We start from the raw sequence: 23186 nt of genomic DNA, 5'->3' as shown, positions 1-23186 counted from the left end.
GCCCCGAAGGAACTGCTACACCATCTGCCGGCCCTGGAACCACGTGGGCCTTCTTTGTCCGCACGGCCACCCGGCACGGAGCCGGGGGTGCGGGGATCGCGAATGCGTGACCGGAGACCACCTGCCTATCGATGTCCTGCGGCACCCGGGCCCTGATGCGTCCGCCCGGGCGATCCTGATGGTGCTCACTCCTCCGTTCTTCCCTCTGGATCAACTACTGGCCGTGTTTGCTGGTGGCGGCCCCTGATCACTGCGGGCCACCCGGTCCGGTCGTCAGTCCCGTCGCCGTCCTGCGACCACGTGGCTTCGGTACTCCACCACCGCACCGTCCTGCGAACTGCGTGTACTGCTGCCCGGCAGTTCGTCCCTGCCGGACCCTCTCGATCCCTTGGCTACGAGGAAGACGTTAATCCGGGAGCAGGCAGATGTCTACCTTAGCCACGACAGATTTTCTGTGTGATGGGATGCCGCACTTCTGCTGCCACTGCTGTTCGAAATCTCCGATCGAACACGTACCCGGGTAGTAGAAACCGCCCCAGCGGGCATCCGAGCTGTCTAGGAAGAAGCGGAACAACCGATCACAGGTGGGGTGTACGCGCATGAACGACACGACGATCCCCTTCACCTCGACGCCCTCCGCACGGACCTTGGTGCGGGGCGACAGCACGGACAGCATCCACTGGGCCCGCAAGGCCGCCCGCACGTTCACCGACCGCCTCTCCCCGGCGCCGGACCCGGCCCTGGCCGACACCCTCGTGCTCGTGGTCTCCGAGCTGGCCACGAACGCGCTGCGCCACGGCGGCGGCCGTTTCACCCTCCGGCTCTCCGCCGGACCCGGCACCGTGACCGCTGCGGTCACCGACCCCAGCCCGGCACTCCCGCACGGGCGGACACCCGACCTCGACGGCGCGACCGGCGGCTTCGGGTGGCACATGATCCGCCGCCTCACCCAGGCCCTGACCGTCACGCCCGGCCCGGGATCCGGAAAGACGGTCTGCGCGCGACTCGTCCGGTAGCCGGACCCCACTCCCGCCGGGGGCACCGCACGCGGCCGCCCGGGTGATTCCCATGGCCGGATAAGGTAATGGGCGACTAAAGAGATGATCAAAAGCGTCGCCCTGCCGCCGCGTGCTCCCCGGGAGGAAGCCATGGGAACCCACCGCACATCGCTGCCAGGAGTCGGCGTCCAGTACGACTACACCACCGAGTCCGGCCAGCACATCTCCGTGGTCGTGCACCACGACGGGCGGCGGTTCCTGGGGTTCTACGAGAAGGACGACCCAGATTCGTGCCTGCTCTCCGTGCCCCTGACCACCACCGAGGCCACCGGGCTCGCGCATCTCATCGACGCGGCGCCGATCGACGCCGTGCGGACCGAGGGGATCGATCTGGTCACCGAGCACATCCCGCTCGGGACCCGTTCCCCGTACGGCGGGCGGCTGCTCGGGGACACCAGGGCCCGGACGCGGACAGGGGCTTCGATCGTGGCTGTGCTGCGTACGCACAGCGCGCATCCCTCGCCGGGACCGGACTTCCGGCTGGCCATCGGGGACACGCTCGTAGTTGTAGGAACGCGCGAGGGCGTCGACACGCTCTCCGAGATCATTGCGGAGGGCTGACCGTGCACGACACGACCGCACTGCTGGTGGAGCTGGGCTCCGTCATTCTGGGGCTCGGCATCATCGGGAGGTTCGCCGGACGGATAGGTCTCTCGCCGATCCCGCTCTACCTGCTGGCCGGCCTCGCGTTCGGGGAGGGCGGTCTGCTGCCGCTCGGAGCCAGCGAGGAGTTCACCGCCATCGGGGCGGAGATCGGCGTCATCCTCCTGCTGCTCCTGCTCGGGCTCGAGTACAGCGCCTCGGAGCTCGTCACCAGCCTCAAGACGCAGTACCCGTCCGGGGCCGTCGACTTCGTGCTCAACGCGACGCCCGGCGCGATCGCCGGCCTGATGCTCGGGTGGGGGCCCGTGGGCGCCGTCGCGCTCGCCGGGGTCACCTGGATCTCGTCGTCCGGCGTGATCGCCAAGGTGATGACCGACATGGGCCGGCTCGGTAACCGTGAGACGCCCGTCATCCTCGGTGTCCTCGTCATCGAGGACCTCGCCATGGCCGTCTACCTGCCACTGCTCACCGCGATGCTGGCCGGTGTCGGCCTGGCCGGCGGAAGCATCGCCCTGCTGATCGCGCTCGGCACCGTCGGGTTCGTGCTGTACCTGGCGCTTCGCCACGGCCGGCTCATCAGCCGCGCGGTGTCCTCCGACAACCCGGAGATGCTGCTGCTCGTCGTCCTCGGACTCACCGTCCTGGTGGCCGGGGTGGCCCAGCAGCTGCAGGTGTCCGCGGCCGTCGGCGCGTTCCTCGTGGGCATCGCCCTCTCCGGCGAGGTCGCGGAGGGTGCGCGCAAGCTGCTGACACCGCTGCGGGACCTGTTCGCGGCCGTCTTCTTCGTGTTCTTCGGACTGTCCACCGATCCGGCGGAGATCCCGCCCGTGCTGCTTCCCGCGGCGCTGCTGGCGATCGTCACGGTCTTCACGAAGATCGGCACCGGCTGGTACGCCTCCCGGCGTGCCGGAATCGGGCCGCGGGGCCGCTGGCGCGCGGGCGGGACTCTCGTCGCGCGCGGGGAGTTCTCGATCGTCATCGCCGGTCTGGCCGTGGCGACGGAACCACGGATCGGGCCCATCGCGACCGCGTACGTGCTGATCCTGGTGATCGTCGGGCCCCTGACGGCCCGTTGGACGGAACCGGTCGCCTCGAAGCTCCAGGCGGTGCTGGCAGGCAAGGGGAAGAAGCCGGCCGTCGCCGGCGATCAGCCGATGCCGTCGCACGACGACCTCACGCCGGAGCACGCCGGGCGCGAAGCCGACTGAGGAACGGCGGCCGTCGGGTCAGAGCGGGGTGGCCGCGTGGAGGATGCCGACGAGCGTCACCGTCGCGTTGAGCGACGACAGCGCCGAGGCCGCCGTACCCACCGTCGCGGTCACCGCCGCCAGGGCCAGATGTGCCGAGGCCGGGGGCCAGAGTCCGGCCGAGGGTTCGGGATCGAGCAGCGCCGCCACCCGGCGCGGCACGGGGCCCGCCGTCGCGAAGGCGGGGAGCACGGCGGGCCCCGGCCCCTGGTGCGAGAACAGGGCGGCTTTGCCGACCGCCGTGGCGACGGTCCGGCGGCTGCCGACCGCGTACGCCGCTTCCTCGTCGGCCCAGCGTTCGGTGCTGTACGCCACCGCCGTACGCAGGGGCAGGAGGAACGGGTTGGCGCGCGCCGCCAGTTGCGTCACCAGCAGGTGGCGGTGGTGGCGGCCGGTCAGGTGCGCGCGTTCATGGGCGACGAGCGCGCGGCGTTCGCGGGCGTCCAGGCATTCCATCATCGCGGTGGAGACGACGACCTGTCCGACGTGCCCGCGCCGTCCCGGGAGGGCGTACGCGTACGGGTCGGGGGACGGGACCACCGCGAGGTCCCCCGCGACGTCCCGGCGGACGGCCTGCGGCAGGGCGCGGGAGGCGCGGATCCGGGTCCTGACGTGCCGCAGCAGAGTGCTGCCGCAGGCCGCCAGTACCGCCCCCAGGACACCGATCGCGATCAGACCGGCCTTCTCCTCGTACGGCACCGCGGCGCGCACCTCGGGGTCCGACCAGCCGTCGGGCAGCGGATTTCCGGGCAGCTGGGCCGTGCCCACCACCATGAGCAGGGCCAGACACAGCGTGCTGCACAGAGCCAGCGTCGAACCCACGACGGTCAGCAGGCGCGTGGCACTCCTGGGGTGCAGATGCTGTTCGGCGAGGCGCGCCATGGGCAGTGCGGTCAGCGGCAGGACGAGTGGCAGGTAGACGAAGACGCCCATCGTGGTGGCTCTCAGCCTTCCGGTGCGGCGGAGTCGTCGAGGCGGCCGGAGTCGTCGGGGCCGTCGGGGCCGTCGTCGGGGCGGTCGGCCGCGCGGGACAGCAGCGCGCGGAGCCTTGCCTCGTCGCCCGGGGACAGCGCGGAGACGAACCGGGCCAGGACGGCCTCCCTGTCCCGTTCGCCGTCCAGGACGCGGCGCATGCGCAGGGCGGCGAGGCCCGCCTCGTCGGAGGCCGGGGTCCAGACGTAGGAGCGGCCCTGGCGGGTGCGGGTCACGGCCTTCTTCGCATAGAGGCGGGAGAGGATCGTGATGACCGTGGTGTAGGCGAGGTCGCCGTCGAGGTGCTCCTGCACCCAGCCGGCCGTTGCCGGACCGCCCGCCGAGCGCAGCACGGTGAGGACCTGGGACTCCAGCTGCCCCTGGCCGCGCCTGGGCAGCCGTGGGCTGTCCTGGGTCCCGCCGTCATCCGTACCTGTGGGCCTGTTCATCCGCCGCATCCTACTGAGTGGCCGGTTACGGTCCTGTCGGCCACCGTGCCGCCGGTGGCCACCCATGGTTCTTCTACACGGCTGTAGAGTTCGACTGGTTACCGCACCACAGGCAACGCAACGTATGGAGACGTCATGGCTCTTTGGGATCGGATCAAGGAATCCGCGTCGACGATGCAGACGCAGCTGGAGGCGAAGAAGAACGACCTGAAGAGCGGGGCGTTCCGGGACGCGAGCATGGCCATGTGCGCCCTGGTCTCGGCCGCCGACGGTTCCATCGACCCGTCCGAGCGGCAGCGCGTCGCCTCGCTGATCGCCACCAACGACGTGCTGCAGAACTTCCCGGCGGACGACCTTCAGCGCCGGTTCAACGACTATGTGAACAAGCTGACCGCGGACTTCGCCTTCGGCAAGGTCAGCGTGCTCCAGGAGATCGCCAAGGCGAAGAAGAAGCCCGCCGAGGCGCGTGCGGTCATCCAGATCGGCATCGTCATCGGCGGCGCCGACGGCGACTTCGACAAGTCGGAGCAGGCCGTCGTGCGCGAGGCGTGCTTCGCGCTCGACCTGCCGCCGCACGAGTTCGACCTGTAGGCACCCTCGCGCGCAGGCGTGCGGCCCGGAGCCCCCGGTCCGTGCGCCTCGCCTCGCGGACCGCCGGAACGTGCCTGTCGCGGAGCGCCGAAACGTATCGCCTACGCGGAGTCCGGGCCGGCGGGCGTGTCAGAGCTCCTTCGCCGGCCAGTCCAGCAGCCGGGCTCCGATCACCGCCGTCTGCAGCGTGTAGCGGTGCATCGGGTCGGACGGGTCGGAGCCGGTCAGCTGGTGTATCCGCTCCAGCCGGTACGTCAGCGCGCGCACGCTCAGCGACAGCCGGCGGGCCGTCTCCGCGGCGACACAGCCCGCGTCGAAGTACACGGACAGCGTCCGCAGCAGGGGTTCCGCGCCGCCCCGCGCCTCCCTGAGAGGGCCGAGCTCGCTGCGCACCAGATCGGCCATCGCCTGCCGGTCCCTGGTCAGCACCGGGTAGACCAGCAGGTCGGCGGCGTACAGCACCGGGTCGTCGAGCCCCATCCGCTGCGCCAGGTCGAGGGCGTCGAGCGCCTCGTCGTAGGAGTGGACCACCCCTCCGGGACCACGGTGCGGGCGGCCGACCGCGACCTGGTGGCCGTCCGTCGCGGCGTGGGCCTGCTTGGCGAAGTACCGCAGGACGTCCGGCTGACTGCCGGGGGCTATGCAGACGAGGCGCCCGTCCTTCGTCGTGATCAGGATCTTCCGGCCGCTGAAGCGCGCGAGCAGCGCCGCCTCCACGCTGCGGGGCACGGCGTCGGACTCGGTGTACGCCTCGGGGCCCGCCGCCACCGCGACGGCGTGGGCCCGCGAGAGCCGCAGCCCGAACCGGGTGGCGCGCTCGGCGAGCCTCCCCAGGTCACTGCGCCCGTACAGCAGGTCGTCGATGAACTCCCGCCGCGCCGCCTCCTCACGCCGTACGGTGAGGCGCTGCGCCCGCTCGAAGCCCTCCGCGAAGGCGTCGACCGCCTGCTCCACGGCGCCCAGCACGGCATCGGTGGACGAGGTCCCCGCCGGGGTGCGCGGCCAGGTGGCGCGGGTCTCCGCGAGATGGCGCCGCACCAGGGCCCGCAGCTGATGTCCTGCCTCCGCGGCCTCACGGCCCAGGGTGCGCCGCGTCTCCAGCTCGTCCCGGGTGAGCCGGCGGCCGGTATCCGCGACCTCGGACAGGATGTGGGCATAGCCCTCCAGAAACCTTTCGGGGATCTCGGGCTCCGCCAAGGCGCACTCCTCCGTACATGAACAGCACTGTCATCCCCCCAACGCACGGAGGCGGGTGCCGGTGCCCGGCAGGCCGGGCGGGCGAAGCCTGCCGGATTCCGGCAATGCGCCCGGCCGGCCCCGGCTGGCACGATCCGTTCAGCAACACACGGGGGAAGTACGGGGGTTACGGGGGATCACGGGGGAAGGAACCGGCTGCTGCGGGACCGTTCGCGGTGTCGCGGCGCCGGCGCCCGCCCAGCCGTCGCCCGCCTTCCCGACCGTACGGCGACAGGTGGGACGGGGGCAGGACCGGATGACCGAATTCCTTTCCGCGGCAGTCTCCTTCCCGGCCGTCGTCTTCGGCGCCGCCCTGGTGGTCGTCGTCTGCTTCTGGCTGCTGGTGCTCGCCGGGGCGGCCGGGCACGACTCCTTCGACACCGACCTCGACACCGAAGCGGTCGGCTTCGGCGGGGTGCCCGTCTCCGTGTCGGTGTCCCTGTTCATCGTCATCTCCTGGTTCACCGGTCTGACCGGCTCCGTCCTGGTGCTCCGCAGCGGAGCCACCGGCACCCTGCGGGCCGTACTCCACCTCGCCGTCCTGGCGGGGGCGCTCCTGATCGCCCGGGGGGTGGTCCGCATGCTCCTACGACGATTCCGCCGGTACTTCCCCGCGGAACCTCCTCCATCCCGCCAGGACTTCGTGGGTCAGGTCTGCACGATCCGTACGGGATCCGTCAGCGCCGACTTCGGACAGGCCGAGGTCGCGGCCGCCGACGGGTCGACCGCCATCGTGCAGGTACGGCAGCCGTTGAGGCCTTCCGCGCCGGGTGACGTGTTCACCTCCGGCAGTACGGGGCTCCTCTACGCGTACGACGCCGACGGCGAGTTCTTCTGGGTCTCGCCGTACGACGCGGCGCTCGCCCCGCGCCCTCTGCCGCGCAAGGCCGTCTGACCCGTCTTCCCGCCCTCCGGCCCCCGGGCCCGTGGTTCCGCGTGCCGTCACACGGGGCGCGCCCTCATCTTCGTACGTCTCTCCAGCCGCCAAGGACTGTCATGGATGCCATCTCCTTGGGCATCGGCGTGCTCATCGCCGTTGTCCTGCTCATCACCGTCGCTCTGCTCCTCGTCATCACCCGCCTCTTCCGCAAGGTCGAGCAGGGGAAGGCGCTGATCATCTCCAAGACCAAGAAGGTCGATGTCACCTTCACCGGTGCCGTGGTCCTGCCGGTGCTGCACAAGGCCGAGACCATGGACATCTCGGTGAAGACCATCGAGATCCGCCGTACGGGGCGTGAGGGCCTGATCTGCCAGGACAACATCCGCGCCGACATCCACATCACCTTCTTCGTCCGGGTCAACAAGACCGTCGAGGACGTCATCAAGGTCGCGCAGGCCATCGGCACGGAGCGGGCGAGCGACAAGGTCGCCATCCAGGAGTTCTTCGCCGCGAAGTTCTCCGAAGCGCTCAAGACCGTGGGCAAGCAGCTCGACTTCGTCGACCTGTACACCAAGCGTGAGGAGTTCCGGGACCGGATCATCCGGGTCATCGGGACCGACCTGAACGGCTATCACCTCGACGACGCCGCGATCGACTTCCTCGAGCAGACGCCGATGGCGCAGCTCGACGGTGCCAACATCCTGGACGCGCAGGGCATCCGGAAGATCACCGAACTGACGGCGATCGAGCACGTACGGACCAACGAGTTCCAGCGCACCGAGCAGAAGGAGATCACCCGGCAGGACGTCGACGCCAGGGAGACCATCCTGGAGCTGGAGCGCCGGCAGGCCGAGGCCGAGATCAAGCAGCGCCGCGAGGTCGAGACGCTGCGGGCCCGTGAGGAGTCGGCCACCGCCCGGGTGCAGGAGGAGGAGCGGCTCGGTTCGCAGAGCGCGTTCATCCGTACCGAGGAACAGCTCGGCATCCAGCGGGAGAACCAGGCCCGCGAGGTCGCCGTCGCGCAGAAGAACCGTGAGCGGGTCATCGCGGTGGAGAACGAGCGCATCGAGAAGGACCGGCTGCTGGAGGTCATCGGGCGCGAGCGCGAGACCGAGCTGAACCGGATCGCGGCGGCCAAGGAGGTCGAGGCGGAGCGCCGTGAGGTCGCGGACGTGATCCGCGAGCGGATCGCGGTCGACCGTACGGTCGCCGAGCAGGAGGAGTCGATCCTGACCCTGCGGGCCGTCGAGGAGTCGGAGCGCACCCGCAGGTCCGTGATCATCGCTGCGGAGGCGGAGGCGCAGGAGAAGCTGGTCAAGGACATCAAGGCGGCGGAGGCCGCGGAGGCGGCGGCGGTCCACCTGGCTGCCGAGCAGCTGACGCTGGCGGACGCCCGGCTGAAGACCGCGGACCTCGACGCGCAGGCGAAGCTGCGGCTGGCGGAAGGCATCCAGGCGGAGAGCGCCGCGGCAGGGCTCGCGGAGGTCCAGGTCCGGGAGGCGGAGGCCGAGGTCACGGAGAAGGCCGGTCTCGCGGAGGCACGGGCCACGGAGGCGCGGCTCAGGGCCGAGGCGGAGGGGGCGCGCGTCAAGGCACTGGCGGTCGCCGAGGGTACGCAGGCCCAGGCGACGGCCGACGCGGCGGTGATCGGCGAGAAGCTGAAGGCCGAGGCCGAGGGGCTCACGCAGAAGGCGGCGGCGATGGCAGCGCTGGACGAGGCGTCCCGCGGACACGAGGAGTACCGGCTGCGACTGGACGCGGAGAAGGAGATCCGGCTCGCGGAGTTCGACGTACAGCGCCAGATCGCGGAGTCCCAGGCGACGGTGCTGGCGACGGGCCTGGAGAACGCTGACATCGACATCGTCGGCGGGGACTCGGTCTTCTTCGACCGGCTCGTCTCGTCGGTCTCCATGGGCCGGAGCGTGGACGGGTTCGTCGAGAACTCGAAGACGGCGCGGGCACTTGCGGGGCCGTGGCTCGACGGCAGGTCGTCCTTCACGGACGACCTGACCCGGGTGCTGGGGTCCGTGTCCTCGGGGGACGTGCAGAACCTGACGGTGTCGGCCCTGCTGATGCAGCTGATGCGGGCGCCGGGGGCGGCCTCGGGACGGGTGAAGCAGCTGATCACCGCGGCCGAGGAGCTGGGACTGGCGGGGATGACGGTCTCGTCGTTGACGGGGGCGCCCTCGGTGAACGGGGCGGCCTCGGGGTCCGCACGGAACGGCTCGGCCGCCGTGTAGGGCACGGTCCGCCCGGTGGCCGGGACACCCCCGGCCACCGGAGGGACCGGGCCGGCCGTGAGAAGGGGGCCGCCGACGGTGGGCGGGCGGCCCGGATTGTTGGACGTCATCTCGTAGGGAGCCTTACGCATGGACCGCGACATCACCCTCACCGATGCCGATGCGGATGCCTACGAGGTGCTCCGGCGAAGGCTCCGGGAGCAGGCCGACGAGCTGGTCCGGCGGGCCGAGGCGCTCAATGTGCGGCGGACCGAGGAGTTCGGCTCCGCCGGGCTGGACCTTCTGGCCACCGAGCAGGTGCGTACGGAGCACGCCTCGGTGGCCCGCGATCTCGTCTCCGTGGGCGGGCGCCTGCTGTTCGGCTTCGAGCGTGGTCCGGGCGCGCGGGAGGACGCCGGCGTCGGTGACGTGCTCGTCCTCCGCGAGCCCGGCCTGGAGGAGGCGGAGGCGGGGCTGCTGGACGACGCCTCCTTCGTAAGGGAGTTCGCCGGCCTGCACCGCTACTACCGTGATGCCCGGCTGCTCCGGCTGCGGCGCGTCAACGGCCGTCTGCTCGCCGTGTTCCGTACCGGCGAGAGTGCCGAGGACATCCGCGTCCTGCGCTGGGCGCTCGGCCCGGACGGTGCGCCCGGGGCGTTCCTGGACGCCCGGGGCGACCGTGACCACGTCTTCCCGCCCTCCCACGACTTCGACTGGACGCCCGCGGGGCGGGACGCCCACGTGCCCGGCCGGCACCCGCACATCGCCGTCCTGGACACGGTCTTCGTGGACACGCTCGGCGGCACCCTGACGGTCAAGACCGTCAACGACACCGAATCCCCCGACGGAATCCACGAGGAGCCCGTCGACGAGCCGCTGCAGTCCCTGGCGGACGCCGCCGTCGAACACGCCGTGGCCGGGCCGCTGATCCTGTTGCGAGTACGCCCGTACAAGGAGGAGGCCTGGCGTCACCTGGTCTTCAACACACTGCTGTCCACCGTGCTCCGGCTCGACGCGATCGGCCCGTCCTGCCGCCGGCTGCCCGAGGACCAGGGGATCATCTTCCCCGGCGGTTACTACCTCACCACCGGCACGGCCAAGACCTTCGACACCGCCGGGGAGCTCGGCGACCCCGTCTTCGAGGGCGCGGTCCGCTCGCCCAACGGCGAGGACATGCTGTACGTCTTCCGGTCCCGGGACGAGAACCGCACCCTGCTCCTCCCCTACAACCTGATCCGCCAGGAGGTCGCCACGCCCCTGCTCGGCCGGGGCCACGCCCTCCTCGACGACGGCACCCTGGTCCTGCTCAAGGACGGTGCGGACGGGCCGGGGCGCGTGCACCCGCTGCAGCGCTGGCAGACCCCCTACGTCTCCGACACCTACGCCGCGTCCCGTCCCCCCGGCACGGGCCCGCTCGCCCGGACCGGCAACGCCGACCTGGTGCGCGGGATCTCCGACTGCCTGGCCCTGGCGCACGGTGTACGGGACATGACGCCGACCACCGCCGTGTACAGCAGGCTCGTCGCCGACTGCGGCCGGGCGGGCGACCGTTACCACTGGCTCACCGACCCCGGGCTGGGCGCGCTCGCCGAGCCGTTGGAGGAGCTGCGAGCCACCGCCCGTCAGGTGCTGGCCGAGTTCGAGACGGTCCAGGAGCTGACCGGGCAGGCCGCCGCCGCACTCGACGAGGCGGTCACCGGGCTTACCGCTCTCGTCCGCCGCACCCGGGGCGAGGCCCCGCACTCGGCCGCCGCCTGGGTCGACAGGCTCACCGAACTACGGCGGTCGCACGGCCGCCTGGCAACCATCGCGGACATGCGTTACGCCGACGCGGACCGCATCGCCGCACTGCGTGAGGAGACCGAGCGGGATCTGGAATCGGCCGCTCAGCGGGCGGTCGCCTTCCTGGCCCGCGAGGACGCGTTCGCCGGGTACCACGAGGATCTCGGCCGGATCGCCGCGACCGCCGGAGGGCTGGACACCGTCGCCGACGCCGCGTCGGCCGGGGACCGGCTGACGGAGATCACGGACGGCCTCAGGACGGTCACGGATGTCGTCGCCGGGCTGGACATGGGCGACGCCACCGTCCGTACGTCGGTCCTGGAGCGGATCGCCGAGGTCCTGGGCGGCGCCAACCGCGCCCGCGCGACGCTCGACGCCCGGCGCAGGGAGCTGGTGGCCCGGGAGGGGCAGGCCGAGTTCGCCGCCGAGTTCGCCCTGCTCGGGCAGGCCGTCACGGGGGCGCTGGCCTCGGCTGACTCCCCCGATTCCTGCGACGAACAGCTGGCCCGGGTGCTGCTCCAGCTGGAGAACCTGGAGTCCCGCTTCGCGGAGTCGGGCGATTTCCTGGTGAGGCTCGCCGAGCGCCGCACAGAGGTCTACGAGGCCTTCTCGGGCCGTAAACAGACGCTGCAGGACGCCCGCGCCCGGCGCGCGGAGCGGCTCGCGGAGTCCGCGGCCCGGGTCCTGGGGACCGTGTCCCGGCGGCTGGCCGGACTGGAGGATCTGGACGCCGTCCACACGTACTTCGCCTCCGACCCCATGGTCGCCAAGGTCCGCCGCACCGCCGAGGAGCTCCGCGCGCTCGGCGACCCGGTGCGCGCCGAGGAGCTGGACGGCCGGCTGAAGGCGGCCCGGCAGGAGGCGGGTCGCGCCCTGCGCGACCGGGCCGAGCTGTACGCGGACGACGGCTCGGTGATCCGGCTGGGCCGCCACAGGTTCGCGGTGGACAGCAGGCCGTTCGACCTGACCCTGGTCCCCTCCGGGGACGGGATCGCCTTCGCGCTCACCGGCACGGACTACCGGACGCCGGTCACCGACCCGGAGTTCACGGCGACCCGTGACCACTGGGACCAGCTGCTGCCCTCGGAGACCCCTGACGTCTACCGCGCGGAGCATCTGGCCGCCCGGCTGCTCGACGAGCACGGCGCGGACGCCCTGGCCGGGGCGGATCTCACCGCGCTGGTGCGGGAGGCGGCAGCGGCGGCGTACGACGAGGGCCATCAGCGGGGCGTCCACGACGAGGACGCCCTCGCCGTCCTGACCGTCCTGCTGCGGCTGCTCGCCGGGGCGGGCCTGCTGCGCTTCCCCTCCTCGGTGCGCGCTGCGGCGCAGCTCTTCTGGGCCCATGAGGCCGATGAGGCCCTGCGTACCTCCTGGGCGCGCCAGGCCGGCTCGCTGGCGCGCGCCCGTGACACCTTCGGCCTCGCTCCCGCCATCGCCACCCTCCAGGAGGAGTGGGCGGCGGCGATGCGGTCGGGGGAGGACGTCGCCGAGTATCTCTTCGAGGAGCTGGCCGGCGGTCCTGCCGGGTTCGTCACGAGCGCCCCGGTCCGCACGTTCCTGGACAAGTTCCGGCGTGCTGTGGGCACTTCTGCGTACGACGAGGACCTGGCCGCCCTCTCCGGAGACCTCCCGGCCCGGCGCCGGCTGGTGGAGGGCTGGCTCACCTCGTACGCCGCCGCGAGCGGCTCGGACGTGGATGACGGGGATCTCGCGGAGGCGGTCGCCGTGGAGCTGTGCCCGGAGCTGGAGCGGTACGACTGCGACGCGCCGCTCACCGCGACCGTGGAGGGGCTGCTCGGCGACCACCCGCGCGTGGTGCGGGGACGGCTGCAGGTCCGGCTGGACGAACTGCTCTCCCGTACGGCCGCCTTCCGCACCCGCACCGTGCCTGCCTTCCGGGCGTACCAGCGGCTGCGCACCACCCTGGTCGCGGCCGAACGTTCCCGGCTGCGGCTGGACGACCACCGGCCGCGCGCCATGGCGGCGTTCGTCCGCAACCGGCTGCTGGACGAGGTGTACCTCCCGCTCATCGGCGACAGCCTGGCCAAGCAGATCGGCACCGCCGACGGGGACCGGCGCACGGACTCGCAGGGCCTGCTGCTGCTCATGTCACCGCCGGGCTACGGCAAGACGACCCTCGTGGAATACGTCGCGGAGCGGCTCGGGATGGTCCTCGTCAAGGTCAGCGGTCCGAATCTCGGCCACGAGGTGACGTCCCTCGACCCGGCCCTGGCACCCGGTGCGACCGCCCGCCAGGAGATCGAGAAGATCAACTTCGCGTTCGAGGCGGGCGGCAACACGCTCCTCCACCTGGACGACATCCAGCACACCTCTCCCGAACTGCTCCAGAAGTTCATTCCGCTCTGCGACGCCACCCGTCGCGTCGAGGGGGTGCGGGACGGGCAGCCGCGCAGCTACGACCTGCGGGGGAAACGGTTCGCCGTGGTGATGGCGGGCAATCCGTACACCGAGTCCGGCGCGAGGTTCCGGATCCCGGACATGCTCGCCAACCGGGCCGACGTCTGGAATCTCGGCGAGGTCCTCGGCGGCCGGGACGAGGTCTTCGCCCTGAGCTTCGTCGAGAACGCCCTGACCGCCAACCCTGTCCTGGCCCCGCTCGCCGCCCGCTCCCGGAGCGACCTCGACCTCCTCGTGCGCCTCGCCTCCGGCACCGCCGCCGGCGCCGGACAGCTGGAGCACCCGTACGCGCCGGCCGAACTCGACCGGATCGTCTCCGTGCTGCGCCATCTGCTGACCGCCCGGGAGACCGTCCTCGCGGTGAACTCGGCGTACATCGCGTCGGCCGGGCAGTCCGACGCCACGCGCACCGAGCCGCCGTTCCGCCTGCAGGGCTCGTACCGCGACATGAACAAGATCGCGGAGCGGATCGTGCCCGTCATGAATGACGCCGAGCTCGCCGCCGTCGTCGACGACCACTACGCGGGCGAGGCCCGGACGCTCACCACGGGCGCCGAGTCGAACCTGCTGAAGCTGGCAGCCCTGCGGGGCACGCTCACCCCGGTGCAGGCGGAGCGATGGGCGGCGATCACCTCCGCCTACGTACGCGTCCAGGCCCTCGGCGGCCCGGAGAGCGATCCCGCCTCCCGTGCGGTCGGGGCGCTGGGGCTGCTGGCGGACCGGATCGCGGCGGTCGAGGCCGCGATCGAGCGGGCCGCGGGTCCCCGCCACCCGGACGCGGGTCCACGCCCCCGTCACGCGATGATCACCGACACGCCCGACTGAACCGAAGGGAGCAAGGCATGCTGGGTTCCGTGTCATCACTTCCTCAACAGCCCCAACGTCCCCCGAGCAGCGGCCACATGGTGGTCTGTGGCGACGACACCCTCGCACGCCGGCTCGCCGTGGAGCTGCGCTACGTGTACGGGGAGCGGGTGACGCTTCTGGTCCCGCCGGGCCGCGACACCCGCAGGCCGGAGCTGCCGCTGACCCAACGGGCCCGCGCGGGAGCCCTGTTCGGGCGGATGTCGGCGGCGATGAGCCGTAACGGGGCGGGCGGCGGGGACGGCGACACGAATGCCGGGGTGGAGGCCGTCCGCATCATGGAGGCGCACGAGCCCTCCGACGATGTGCTGGAGGAGGCGGGCGTCGACCGGGCCGCCGCGCTCGCACTCGTCTACGACGACGACGAGCTCAACATCCGCGCCGCCCTGACGGCCCGCCGGCTCAATCCGCGCCTGCGTCTCGTCATCCGGCTCTACAACCGCAAGCTCGGCCAGCACCTGGAGACGCTGCTCGACCAGGCGGCCGCCGTGTCCATGCCCGGTCTCGACCCGGCCGCGATGGACGCCTCCACCACCGTCCTGTCCGACGCCGACACCGCCGCCCCCGCCCTGGCCTCCACCGCGCTGACCGGGAGCAGCAAGGTCATCCAGGCCGAGGGCCTGCTCCTGCGCGCCGTCGAACGCACCCCGCCCCGGCCGGGCGAACTCGCAGACCCCGGGCTGTGCACCCTGGCCCTGCTCTCCTCCACCAGCCAGGACCCGGCCGGTACCGAGGGCTCCGACAGCAGTGGCGAGGAGGGCCCCCAGCTCCTGCCCGACCTGGCGACCGTGAACGCCGCCACGGGCCGGGGCACGATCGTCCTGGAGGCCATCAGCCATGCCGGTCCCGACCGGGCGCCCACCCGCATGGGATGGAGGGGCGCACCGCTCGGCCAGGTCTTCTCGCGGCGGCTGCGCTGGTCGGCGCTGGGCGTCTTCGCGGCCGTCGTCGCCCTGGCCGTCGCCTCGGTGATCACCACGGGTGACAGCCCGCTCCACGCCGCCTATCTGACCCTGCTCGACCTGCTGGCGATGGGTGACCCCGCGGTCGAGGACACCGACTCCTCGTCCCGCCAGGTCATCCAGCTGCTCTCCGGCATGGCCGGACTCCTGCTGCTGCCCCTGCTGGTCGCCGCCGTCCTGGAGGCGTTCGGCTCGCTGCGCACCGCCTCCTCGCTGCGCCGCCCGCCACGCGGCCTGTCCGGCCACGTGGTCCTGCTGGGGCTCGGCAAGATCGGTACGAGGGTCCTGGTGCGGCTCCGTGAGCTGGACATCCCCGTGGTGGTCGTCGAGGAGGATCCGGAGGCACGCGGCATCCCGCTGGCCCGCAGCCTGCACGTCCCGACGGTCCTGGGCGATGTGACCCAGGAGGGCGTCCTGGAGGCGGCCAAGATCCGCCGGGCCCGCGCACTGCTCGCCCTGACCAGCGTCGACACCACGAACCTCGAGGCCGCGCTCTACGCCCGCTCGGTGAAGCCGGACCTGCGGGTGGCGCTGCGCCTGTACGACGACGAATTCGCCACCGCCGTCTACCGCACCCTGCGCACGGCTCACCCGGGGGCCCTGACCCGCTCCCGCTCCGTGTCCCACCTGGCCGCGCCGGCGTTCGCGGTCGCCATGATGGGCCGGCAGATCCTGGGCGCGGTCCCGGTGGAGCGCAAGGTGATGCTGTTCGCGGCCCTGGAGGTGGCGGGGCACCCCCAGCTGGAGGGCCGGACCGTCGACCAGGCGTTCCGGGCGGGCGCCTGGCGGGTCCTGGCCCTGGACGCCACCCCGCCGGCCGACCGCCTCCCGGACCTGGCCGCCCCGCCGCCGTACGACCCCACCGGCCCGGGGGCTCCGGACCGGCCCTCCGGCCTGGTCTGGGACCTGCACCCGGGCTATGTGCTGCGGCCGGAGGACCGGGTGGTGATCGCCGCGACCCGGCGCGGCCTGGCCGAGCTGCTGCGCGGCCGGCGCTCCGTGGCCCGTCGCTGAGCCGCGCCGGCCGGGACAGCCCCGCCGGCCGGCGTCTAACCGATGAGGGTCTCCTTCGGGCGGACCACGCAGAACTCGTTCCCCTCCGGATCGGCCAGCACCGTCCACGACTCGTCGCCGCTCTGCCCGACGTCCGCCCTGCGGGCACCGAGTGCGAGGACGCGTTCGATCTCGGCCTCCCGGTCCTGCGCGGCGGACGTCAGATCGAGGTGCAGGCGGTTCTTGACGGCCTTCCGGTCCGTCACCGGCATGAAGCAGATGCCCACCGGCGAGGTCTCGTCCGGTCCGATCACGACCTCCCTCTCCCGCTCGGACAGGATCCGCCAGCCCAGCACCTCGGCCCAGAACCGTGCCAGGGCGGGCAGATCGTGGGCGTCGATGACGATGTGGTGCAGCGAAAGAGGCATGCCGGCCAGTGTGCCCGGTGACCGCCCGGAGACGTCCTACCGGAACATCCCCATCGCGTCCCGCACCTCCCGCAGGGTCTCCTCGGCCACGGCGTTCGCCCGCTCGTTCCCGGCACGCAGGACGTCCCGTACGTACCCCATGTCCTGGGCGTACTCCGCCCGCCGGGCCCGGATCGGGGCCATCGCCGTGTTGACGGCCTCCGTCACGGTCCGCTTGAGACCTGCCGCGCCGCTGTTCCCGATCTCCTCGGCGACCTCGTGCGGGTCACGGGCGAGGCAGAGCGCGGCCAGTAGCACCAGGCTCGACACCCCCGGCCGGCGCTCGGGCTCGTAGGTGATGTGCCGTTCGGCGTCGGTGGTGGCGCCCTTGATCAGCCGGGCGGTCTCGTCGTCACCGGCCCCGAGGGCGATGGCGTTGTTGCGGCTCTTGCTCATCTTGGTGGCGTCGGTACCGAGCAGCAGGGGCGCGGCGGAGAGCAGCGCGTCGGGTTCGGGGAAGACGTCTCCGTACCGCTCGTTGAAGCGCCTGGCGACGGTGCGGGTGATCTCCAGGTGCGGCAGCTGGTCCAGGCCGACGGGCACGAGGTTGCCCTTGCAGAACAGGATGTCGGCGGCCTGGTGCACCGGGTAGGTGTACATGAGGCCGCTGACGGCGGACTGCCGCGAGTGCGCGATCTCGTCCTTGACGGTGGGGTTCCGGCCGAGTTCGGCGACGGAGACGAGGGACAGGAACGGCAGCAGCAGCTGGTTGAGCGCGGGGACCGCGCTGTGGTTGAAGACCGTCGAACGGGCGGGGTCGATCCCGATCGCGAGATAGTCCAGGAGCAGACCCTCCACATGCTCGGTGAGCCGCTCGGCTACGTCCCGGTCGGTGAGGACCTGGTAGTCGGCGATGAGCACGAAGACGTCCACACCGAGGTCCTGGAGGCGCACCCGGTTGTGGAGGGTGCCGAAATAGTGCCCGAGGTGCAGGGCGCCGGTGGGCCGGTCCCCGGTGAGGACTCGGAAGCGGCCGGGGTCCAGGGCGAGCTGCTGTTCCAGTTCGGCGCTGCGGCGCACGGCGGGGCTGACGGGCAGGTCGGTGGTCATGGTCACGGAGGCTCTCCTCGCCGGTGGTGTACACGTGGAGGACGGCCCGCCGCGGGGCGCCGAGGCAGCGAAAAGGGCCGTCCATGTCGAACGGCCCTGGTTCCGTGCAGATGAAGGTGGCCGCTCCTAGGAGGAGCGCCACCAGTTCCGGCACGGTACGGAGGTCATGGCGTCGAGTGTAGCGCGCACGCGTCCCCGGGGCGGGGTCCGGCGAGGCACCCCGGGCAGTGCACGCAAGGGCAACGAGCGGTCGCGCATCGGCTATCGGTCGGCGTGTCCGCCTACGTGGAACAGAAGCATGACGAAGCCGGCGAAGAGGTGCGTCGCGAAGACGTAGACGAAGACGCGCAGCATGACGCCGCGCTCCTTCCAGCGCTCGCTCTCGCTCATCGCTCACTCCCTCGTGCGGCGGCCGCGCACGCGCCCCGTCCAGCGTACGCAGAGCGGCCGTGCGGGCCTCCCCGGCGGGCGGAATAGAGAAGGGGGGTGCTCCGTTGTAGGGTGTGTTCACATAGTTCAACGTTCAACCAACCTCGCTCAACACTTTGGAGGCGGGCGCCATGCAGTTCGGGATCTTCACCGTCGGGGATGTCACCACCGACCCCACGACCGGTACGACACCGAGCGAGAACGAGCGGATCAAGGCGACCCTCGCGATCGCGCTCAAGGCCGAGGAAGTGGGCCTGGACGTCTTCGCGACCGGTGAGCACCACAACCCGCCGTTCGTCCCGTCCTCCCCGACGACCACGCTGGGCTACATCGCCGCCCGCACCGAGAATCTGATCCTCTCCACCTCCACCACGCTGATCACCACCAACGACCCGGTGAAGATCGCCGAGGACTACGCCACGCTCCAGCACCTGGCCGACGGCCGCGTCGACCTGATGATGGGCCGCGGCAACACCGGCCCGGTCTACCCCTGGTTCGGCAAGGACATCCGCCAGGGCATCCCGCTCGCGATCGAGAACTACGCGCTGCTCCACAAGCTGTGGCGCGAGGACGTCGTCGACTGGGAGGGGAAGTTCCGCACCCCGCTGCAGTCCTTCACCGCGACCCCGCGCCCGTTGGACGGCGTCCCGCCGTTCGTCTGGCACGGCTCCATCCGCTCCCCGGAGATCGCCGAGCAGGCCGCCTACTACGGCGACGGGTTCTTCCACAACAACATCTTCTGGCCCATGGAGCACACCAGGAAGATGGTCGACCTCTACCGGCGCCGCTACGCCCACTACGGCCACGGCACCGCCGAGCAGGCCATCGTGGGCCTCGGCGGCCAGGTGTTCATGCGGAAGAACTCGCAGGACGCGGTACGGGAGTTCCGCCCGTACTTCGACAACGCGCCCGTCTACGGGCACGGGCCCTCGCTGGAGGACTTCACCCAGCAGACCCCGCTGACCGTCGGCTCCCCGCAGGAGGTCATCGAGCGGACCCTGTCCTTCCGTGAGGACGTCGGCGACTACCAGCGCCAGCTGTTCCTGATGGACCACGCGGGACTGCCGCTGAAGACGGTCCTGGAGCAGCTCGACATCCTGGGCGAGGAGGTCGTGCCCGTACTGCGCAAGGAGTTCGCCCGTCTGCGCCCGGCCGGAGTGCCGGACGCCCCCGTCCACCCGGCGGTCGCCGCCGCCCGTGCCGCTGCCACCGCCGACCCGAAGGAGCTCCGATGACCATGCCCGCCACGGCCCCCCTGAAGATCGTCGCCGTCGCGGCCGGGCTCAGCAGCCCCTCTTCCACCCGGCTGCTGGCCGACCGGCTCGCCGAGGCCGCGCGCGAGAAGCTGGCCGCCGACCAGGACCGACGCGTCGAGGTCGAGGTCGTCGAGCTGCGCGATCTGGCCGTCGACATCGCCAACCACCTGGTCACCGGCTTCCCGCCGGCCGGCCTGAAGAAGGCGATCGACGCGGTGACCGGGTCGGACGGCCTGATCGCGGTGACACCCGTGTTCACCGCCTCCTACAGCGGGCTGTTCAAGTCGTTCTTCGACCTGATCGACAACACCGCGCTGACCGGCAAGCCCGTCGTCATCGCGGCGACCGGTGGGACCCCCCGGCACTCGCTGGTCCTGGAGCACGCCCTGCGACCGCTCTTCGCCTACCTGCGGGCCGTCGTCCTGCCGACCTCCGTGTACGCGGCGTCGGAGGACTGGGGCTCGTCCGGGGACGAGTACACCGAGGGGCTGCCCTCCCGGATCCGGCGCGCGGGAGGGGAGCTCGCCTCGGCCCTCACCGGGCGGACCGTCTCCGGCGCCTCCAGGGCACTCACCCTCGACGACGGCGAGGACGCGGTCGTCCCGTTCGCGCAGCAGCTCGCGGATCTGCGCGTCGGCTGACCGGACATCCCGGGGGCCGTCGGCCCCCGGGATGTTCCGTTTGGCTAGAGTCAGTCCCGGTATGCCGTAAATGTTCGAGCACGCTGGAGGCAGACATGGGCAGGATCGTCGTGGGCGTCGACGGATCGGACGCATCGATCAAGGCGCTCCGCTGGGCCGTACGCCAGGCCGAGCTGACCGGCGACACCGTCGAGGCGGTGAACAGCTGGGAGTACCCCGCGACCAGCTGGGGGTCGCTGATGCCGGGCATGCCGGAGGACTTCGACCCGCAGGCCGTGGCGACCGTGGCGCTCACCGAGGCTCTGGAGGAGGCCCTCGGCGCCGAGGGCGCGGCGGCGGTGGAGAAGGTCGTCGTGATCGGCAATCCCGCCCTGTCCCTGCTGGAACGCGCCCGGGGCGCGAACCTGCTGGTCGTCGGCGCCCGTGGCTACAGCGGCTTCAAGGCGACCCTGCTCGGCTCGGTCAGCCTCCATGTCACCCAGCACGCCACGTGCCCCGTGACCGTCGTACGCGACTGAGCCGGCAGGAGCCCTCAGCACCCCGGCCGCACACGAACGGGCCGGCCCCCGGTACACCCGAGGGGCCCGCCCGTTCGTGGCATGTCAGCCCTGAGACGTGATGTGGCTGATCACCCGGTCGAACTCCTTCGTCGGCGAGAAGTCCACGAATTCGCAGTCCTCCAGCGCCTCGGGAACGTGCCCGGGCGGCCAGTAGAACGCCTGGCCCTCCTCGTAGACCTCGTACGCCTCCGGGTCCGCGCCGGTCCGCAGCTTCAGCCGCCCCTTGAGGAGATAACCCCAGTGCGGGCAGGGGCACATGTCGTCGGGGAGGCCCTTGAGCGCCGGGCCCATGTCCGCGCCCTTGACGAGCCGGATGAGGGCGACGCTCAGATCTCCGCCGATCTCCTTCCTGCGCAGCTCCGCCACGTCGGTCTGGATCGCAACGGGCGTCTCGTTCCATGTCGTTGCCGTCATGGCTCCTCCAGAGCCGGTCTCCGTCCCCCTTCCAGTCTGGGCCCGGCTCCGCCGCGGCGCGATGTCAGAGGGCGACGACGCCGGCCACGGCACAGGACACGTTGTCCGGGCCACCCGCCTCCCCGGCCAGGGGCGCCGGGACGACGCCTCACTTCCGGTTGTAGAGCCGCATCGTCACCGCACCGAAGACCACCACGAGCATCGCCGACCAGCCCAGCGACCAGGCGATGTCCGCCGCAGGCCAGTTGCCGGCCATCAACTCCCGTACCGCAGCGGCGAGATGTGTCACCGGGCTGTTGTTCACGAACGCCTGCAGCCAGCCCGGCATCGTCGAGGGGTCCACGAAGACGTTGCTCAGGAACGTCAGCGGGAAGATCACCATCATGCTGACGCCCATCACCGACTTCTCGCTGCGCAGCATCAGCCCGAACATCGTCCAGATCCAGGAGAAGGCGAACGAGAACACCAGCAGAAGCACGACACCCGCCAGCACCCCCAGCACCCCGCCGTCCGGCCGGTAGCCGATGGCGATGCCGACCAGGAGCATCACGGCGGAGGCCAGGAGGTAGCGCACGACATCGCCGAGCAGGTAGCCGACCATCGGGGCCGGGCGCCAGATCGGCAGAGTGCGGAAGCGGTCGAACACACCCTTCGCGATGTCGGTGTTGACCGCGACGCCCGTGTACATCGTGATCATCACGACGCTCATGACGAGGATCCCGGGCAGCAGGAACTGGATGTAACCCTCGGTGGAGCCGGCCAGCGCCCCGCCGAACAGGTACGTGAACATCAGCACCATCATGATCGGGAAGACCGTCACGTCGAACAGCTGCTCCGGCACATGCTTGATCTTCAGCATGGCCCGCCATCCGAAGGTGAGCGACGCGGACAGCGCGGTGGGCCGGTGCGGCCGTTCCTGACCGACCAGCAGGGAGGCCAGCGTCTCCGCGTCCGGTGCGGTGAGCTCGGCGTCGTCGCGTTCGGCCGTGGTGGGCGCGGTGCTCACGACGCCACCCCCTTCTTGTCCGTGAGCGCGAGGAAGACCTCGTCGAGGCTGGGCTGGCCCAGCGCGAAGTTGTCCACGTGGATGCCGTTCCGCGCCAGCTCCGCCAGCGCCCGGGCGGCCTGCTCGGCGGCCCCCTTCTCGGTGCCGTGACCGTTGACCCTGGCGGTCAGAGCCACCGGGTCGTGGTCCGGCTGCACCGTGGCGTCCAGCACGAGCGCCAGCACCCGCTCGGCCTCCGGGCGCTGCTCGGGGTCGCGCAGACGCAGATGGACGGAGCCGGCGCCGACGGACGCCTTGAGCTCGCCCTTCGTACCCTCCGCGATCACCCTGCCGTGGTCGATCACAGCGATGCGGGAGGCCAGGTGGTCGGCCTCGTCGAGGTACTGGGTGGTCAGCATGACCGTCGTGCCCTGGGCGACGACGGCCCGCACGATGTCCCACACCTGGTTGCGGCTGCGCGGGTCGAGCCCCGTCGTCGGCTCGTCGAGGAAGAGCAGATCCGGCGTGTTCAGGATGGAAGCGGCGATGTCGATCCGGCGCCGCATACCGCCGGAGTAGTTCTTCACCTGCTTGCCCGCCGCCTCGCTCAGCCCGAAGGCTTCGAGCAGCTGGGCGGCCCGTGCCCTGGCGGCGGGCTTGGAGTGGCCGAGGAGCCGGGCCAGCAGCACCAGGTTCTCCGTACCGGTCAGGTCCTCGTCGACCGAGGCGTACTGCCCGGTGAGGCTGACCCGGCCGCGGACCGTGTCGGCGTCCTTCACGACGTCGTGGCCGAACACCCGCGCCAGGCCCGCGTCCGGCCGCAGCAGTGTCGCCAGCATCCTCACGGTGGTGGTCTTCCCGGCCCCGTTGGGCCCCAGGACTCCGTAGACGGTGCCTGCGGGCACGGCGAGGTCGACGCCGTCCACCGCGCGGTTCTCGCCGAAGGTCTTCACCAGCCCCTTGGTCTCGATGGCCAGTTCCGTAGTCATGGTCCCTTCCTTGCCGGCGGTGCCGAGGGCGGATACGGGCCACGATGGCACGGTACGACCGGGTCGCGGGGCGAATCGGACGGAATGGACGGGTGTGGCCGCCGGACCGGGTCCGGCG

The 23186-nt window shown here is 71.5% G+C and carries 20 protein-coding genes; 11 read left to right on the top strand and 9 right to left on the bottom strand.

Features of this window, described 5'->3' with window-relative positions:
* The first annotated feature begins 599 nt into the window (after nucleotides 1–599).
* The 3 genes from ACFWFI_RS22970 (at nucleotide 600) to ACFWFI_RS22960 (ending at nucleotide 2869) form a co-directional block, all read left to right on the top strand.
* A complete protein-coding gene (locus ACFWFI_RS22970) occupies nucleotides 600–1016 on the top strand; it encodes an ATP-binding protein (RefSeq protein WP_387393338.1) in 417 nt (138 codons plus the stop codon).
* A 132-nt stretch (nucleotides 1017–1148) separates the two neighbouring features.
* A complete protein-coding gene (locus ACFWFI_RS22965) occupies nucleotides 1149–1619 on the top strand; it encodes a cation:proton antiporter regulatory subunit (protein ID WP_277333057.1) in 471 nt (156 codons plus the stop codon).
* 2 nt (nucleotides 1620–1621) lie between these two features.
* Nucleotides 1622–2869: a cation:proton antiporter gene (locus ACFWFI_RS22960; protein WP_387393335.1), complete on the top strand. Its 1248-nt coding sequence runs from the start codon at nucleotides 1622–1624 to the stop codon at nucleotides 2867–2869.
* A gap of 18 nt (nucleotides 2870–2887) precedes the next feature.
* Here ACFWFI_RS22960 and ACFWFI_RS22955 read toward each other — a convergent pair whose 3' ends face one another.
* Nucleotides 2888–3841, bottom strand: a complete 954-nt coding sequence (locus ACFWFI_RS22955) for a M56 family metallopeptidase (protein WP_387393332.1) — start codon at nucleotides 3839–3841, stop codon at nucleotides 2888–2890.
* 11 nt (nucleotides 3842–3852) lie between these two features.
* Entirely contained in the window at nucleotides 3853–4329 is a 477-nt protein-coding gene (locus ACFWFI_RS22950) for a BlaI/MecI/CopY family transcriptional regulator (protein WP_387393329.1), read from the bottom strand.
* Between the two features lie 135 nt (nucleotides 4330–4464).
* Between ACFWFI_RS22950 and ACFWFI_RS22945 the strand changes: the two genes are divergently transcribed.
* The gene (locus ACFWFI_RS22945; RefSeq protein ID WP_387393326.1) at nucleotides 4465–4920 is read left to right on the top strand and encodes a tellurite resistance TerB family protein; all 456 of its coding nucleotides are present in this window, start codon (nucleotides 4465–4467) and stop codon (nucleotides 4918–4920) included.
* A 129-nt stretch (nucleotides 4921–5049) separates the two neighbouring features.
* Here ACFWFI_RS22945 and ACFWFI_RS22940 read toward each other — a convergent pair whose 3' ends face one another.
* Nucleotides 5050–6117 (bottom strand): PucR family transcriptional regulator, encoded by a 1068-nt coding sequence (locus ACFWFI_RS22940; RefSeq protein ID WP_387393323.1) that lies wholly within the window; start codon nucleotides 6115–6117, stop codon nucleotides 5050–5052.
* Between the two features lie 295 nt (nucleotides 6118–6412).
* Here ACFWFI_RS22940 and ACFWFI_RS22935 point away from each other — a divergent pair, with 295 nt between their 5' ends.
* From ACFWFI_RS22935 to ACFWFI_RS22920, 4 genes are all read left to right on the top strand, one after another.
* Nucleotides 6413–7051, top strand: coding sequence for a hypothetical protein (locus tag ACFWFI_RS22935; protein ID WP_387393320.1), 639 nt, complete (start codon nucleotides 6413–6415; stop codon nucleotides 7049–7051).
* A 101-nt stretch (nucleotides 7052–7152) separates the two neighbouring features.
* Complete coding sequence (locus ACFWFI_RS22930; RefSeq protein WP_387393317.1) at nucleotides 7153–9276, top strand: flotillin family protein; 2124 nt, start codon at nucleotides 7153–7155, stop codon at nucleotides 9274–9276.
* Nucleotides 9277–9405: 129 nt separating this feature from the next.
* The gene (locus tag ACFWFI_RS22925) at nucleotides 9406–14283 is read left to right on the top strand and encodes a DNA repair ATPase (protein WP_387393314.1); all 4878 of its coding nucleotides are present in this window, start codon (nucleotides 9406–9408) and stop codon (nucleotides 14281–14283) included.
* A 17-nt stretch (nucleotides 14284–14300) separates the two neighbouring features.
* A complete protein-coding gene (locus tag ACFWFI_RS22920; RefSeq protein WP_387393311.1) occupies nucleotides 14301–16298 on the top strand; it encodes an NAD-binding protein in 1998 nt (665 codons plus the stop codon).
* Nucleotides 16299–16333: 35 nt separating this feature from the next.
* Here ACFWFI_RS22920 and ACFWFI_RS22915 read toward each other — a convergent pair whose 3' ends face one another.
* The 3 genes from ACFWFI_RS22915 to ACFWFI_RS22905 form a co-directional block, all read right to left on the bottom strand.
* Entirely contained in the window at nucleotides 16334–16705 is a 372-nt protein-coding gene (locus tag ACFWFI_RS22915; protein WP_387393308.1) for a VOC family protein, read from the bottom strand.
* A 36-nt stretch (nucleotides 16706–16741) separates the two neighbouring features.
* On the bottom strand, nucleotides 16742–17794 hold the full coding sequence (gene trpS / locus ACFWFI_RS22910) for a tryptophan--tRNA ligase (RefSeq protein ID WP_387393344.1): 1053 nt from the start codon (nucleotides 17792–17794) through the stop codon (nucleotides 16742–16744).
* A gap of 261 nt (nucleotides 17795–18055) precedes the next feature.
* Complete coding sequence (locus ACFWFI_RS22905; protein ID WP_387393304.1) at nucleotides 18056–18184, bottom strand: DUF6126 family protein; 129 nt, start codon at nucleotides 18182–18184, stop codon at nucleotides 18056–18058.
* Nucleotides 18185–18354: 170 nt separating this feature from the next.
* Between ACFWFI_RS22905 and ACFWFI_RS22900 the strand changes: the two genes are divergently transcribed.
* The 3 genes from ACFWFI_RS22900 (at nucleotide 18355) to ACFWFI_RS22890 (ending at nucleotide 20638) form a co-directional block, all read left to right on the top strand.
* Nucleotides 18355–19458: an LLM class flavin-dependent oxidoreductase gene (locus tag ACFWFI_RS22900; RefSeq protein ID WP_387393301.1), complete on the top strand. Its 1104-nt coding sequence runs from the start codon at nucleotides 18355–18357 to the stop codon at nucleotides 19456–19458.
* A gap of 2 nt (nucleotides 19459–19460) precedes the next feature.
* Nucleotides 19461–20120 carry an FMN reductase gene (locus ACFWFI_RS22895; protein ID WP_387393341.1) on the top strand — a complete coding sequence of 220 codons (660 nt, stop codon included), beginning with the start codon at nucleotides 19461–19463 and terminating at the stop codon, nucleotides 20118–20120.
* Nucleotides 20121–20215: 95 nt separating this feature from the next.
* On the top strand, nucleotides 20216–20638 hold the full coding sequence (locus ACFWFI_RS22890) for a universal stress protein (protein ID WP_387393299.1): 423 nt from the start codon (nucleotides 20216–20218) through the stop codon (nucleotides 20636–20638).
* Nucleotides 20639–20722: 84 nt separating this feature from the next.
* On the opposite strand, the gene ACFWFI_RS22885 is transcribed toward ACFWFI_RS22890, so the two are convergent.
* The 3 genes from ACFWFI_RS22885 to ACFWFI_RS22875 all read right to left on the bottom strand — a co-directional run bounded on the left by ACFWFI_RS22885 (nucleotide 20723) and on the right by ACFWFI_RS22875 (nucleotide 23068).
* A complete protein-coding gene (locus tag ACFWFI_RS22885; RefSeq protein ID WP_387393296.1) occupies nucleotides 20723–21094 on the bottom strand; it encodes a cupin domain-containing protein in 372 nt (123 codons plus the stop codon).
* Between the two features lie 148 nt (nucleotides 21095–21242).
* Nucleotides 21243–22100, bottom strand: coding sequence for an ABC transporter permease (locus tag ACFWFI_RS22880; RefSeq protein WP_387393293.1), 858 nt, complete (start codon nucleotides 22098–22100; stop codon nucleotides 21243–21245).
* On the bottom strand, nucleotides 22097–23068 hold the full coding sequence (locus ACFWFI_RS22875; RefSeq protein WP_387393291.1) for an ATP-binding cassette domain-containing protein: 972 nt from the start codon (nucleotides 23066–23068) through the stop codon (nucleotides 22097–22099). The genes ACFWFI_RS22880 and ACFWFI_RS22875 overlap by 4 nt, the downstream gene beginning before the upstream one ends.
* Between the last annotated feature and the right edge of the window lie 118 nt (nucleotides 23069–23186).

Source organism: Streptomyces sp. NPDC060209, from assembly GCF_042728155.1.
Taxonomy (GTDB): Bacteria; Actinomycetota; Actinomycetes; order Streptomycetales; family Streptomycetaceae; genus Streptomyces.
This window is presented reverse-complemented; position numbering and strand designations above follow the sequence as displayed.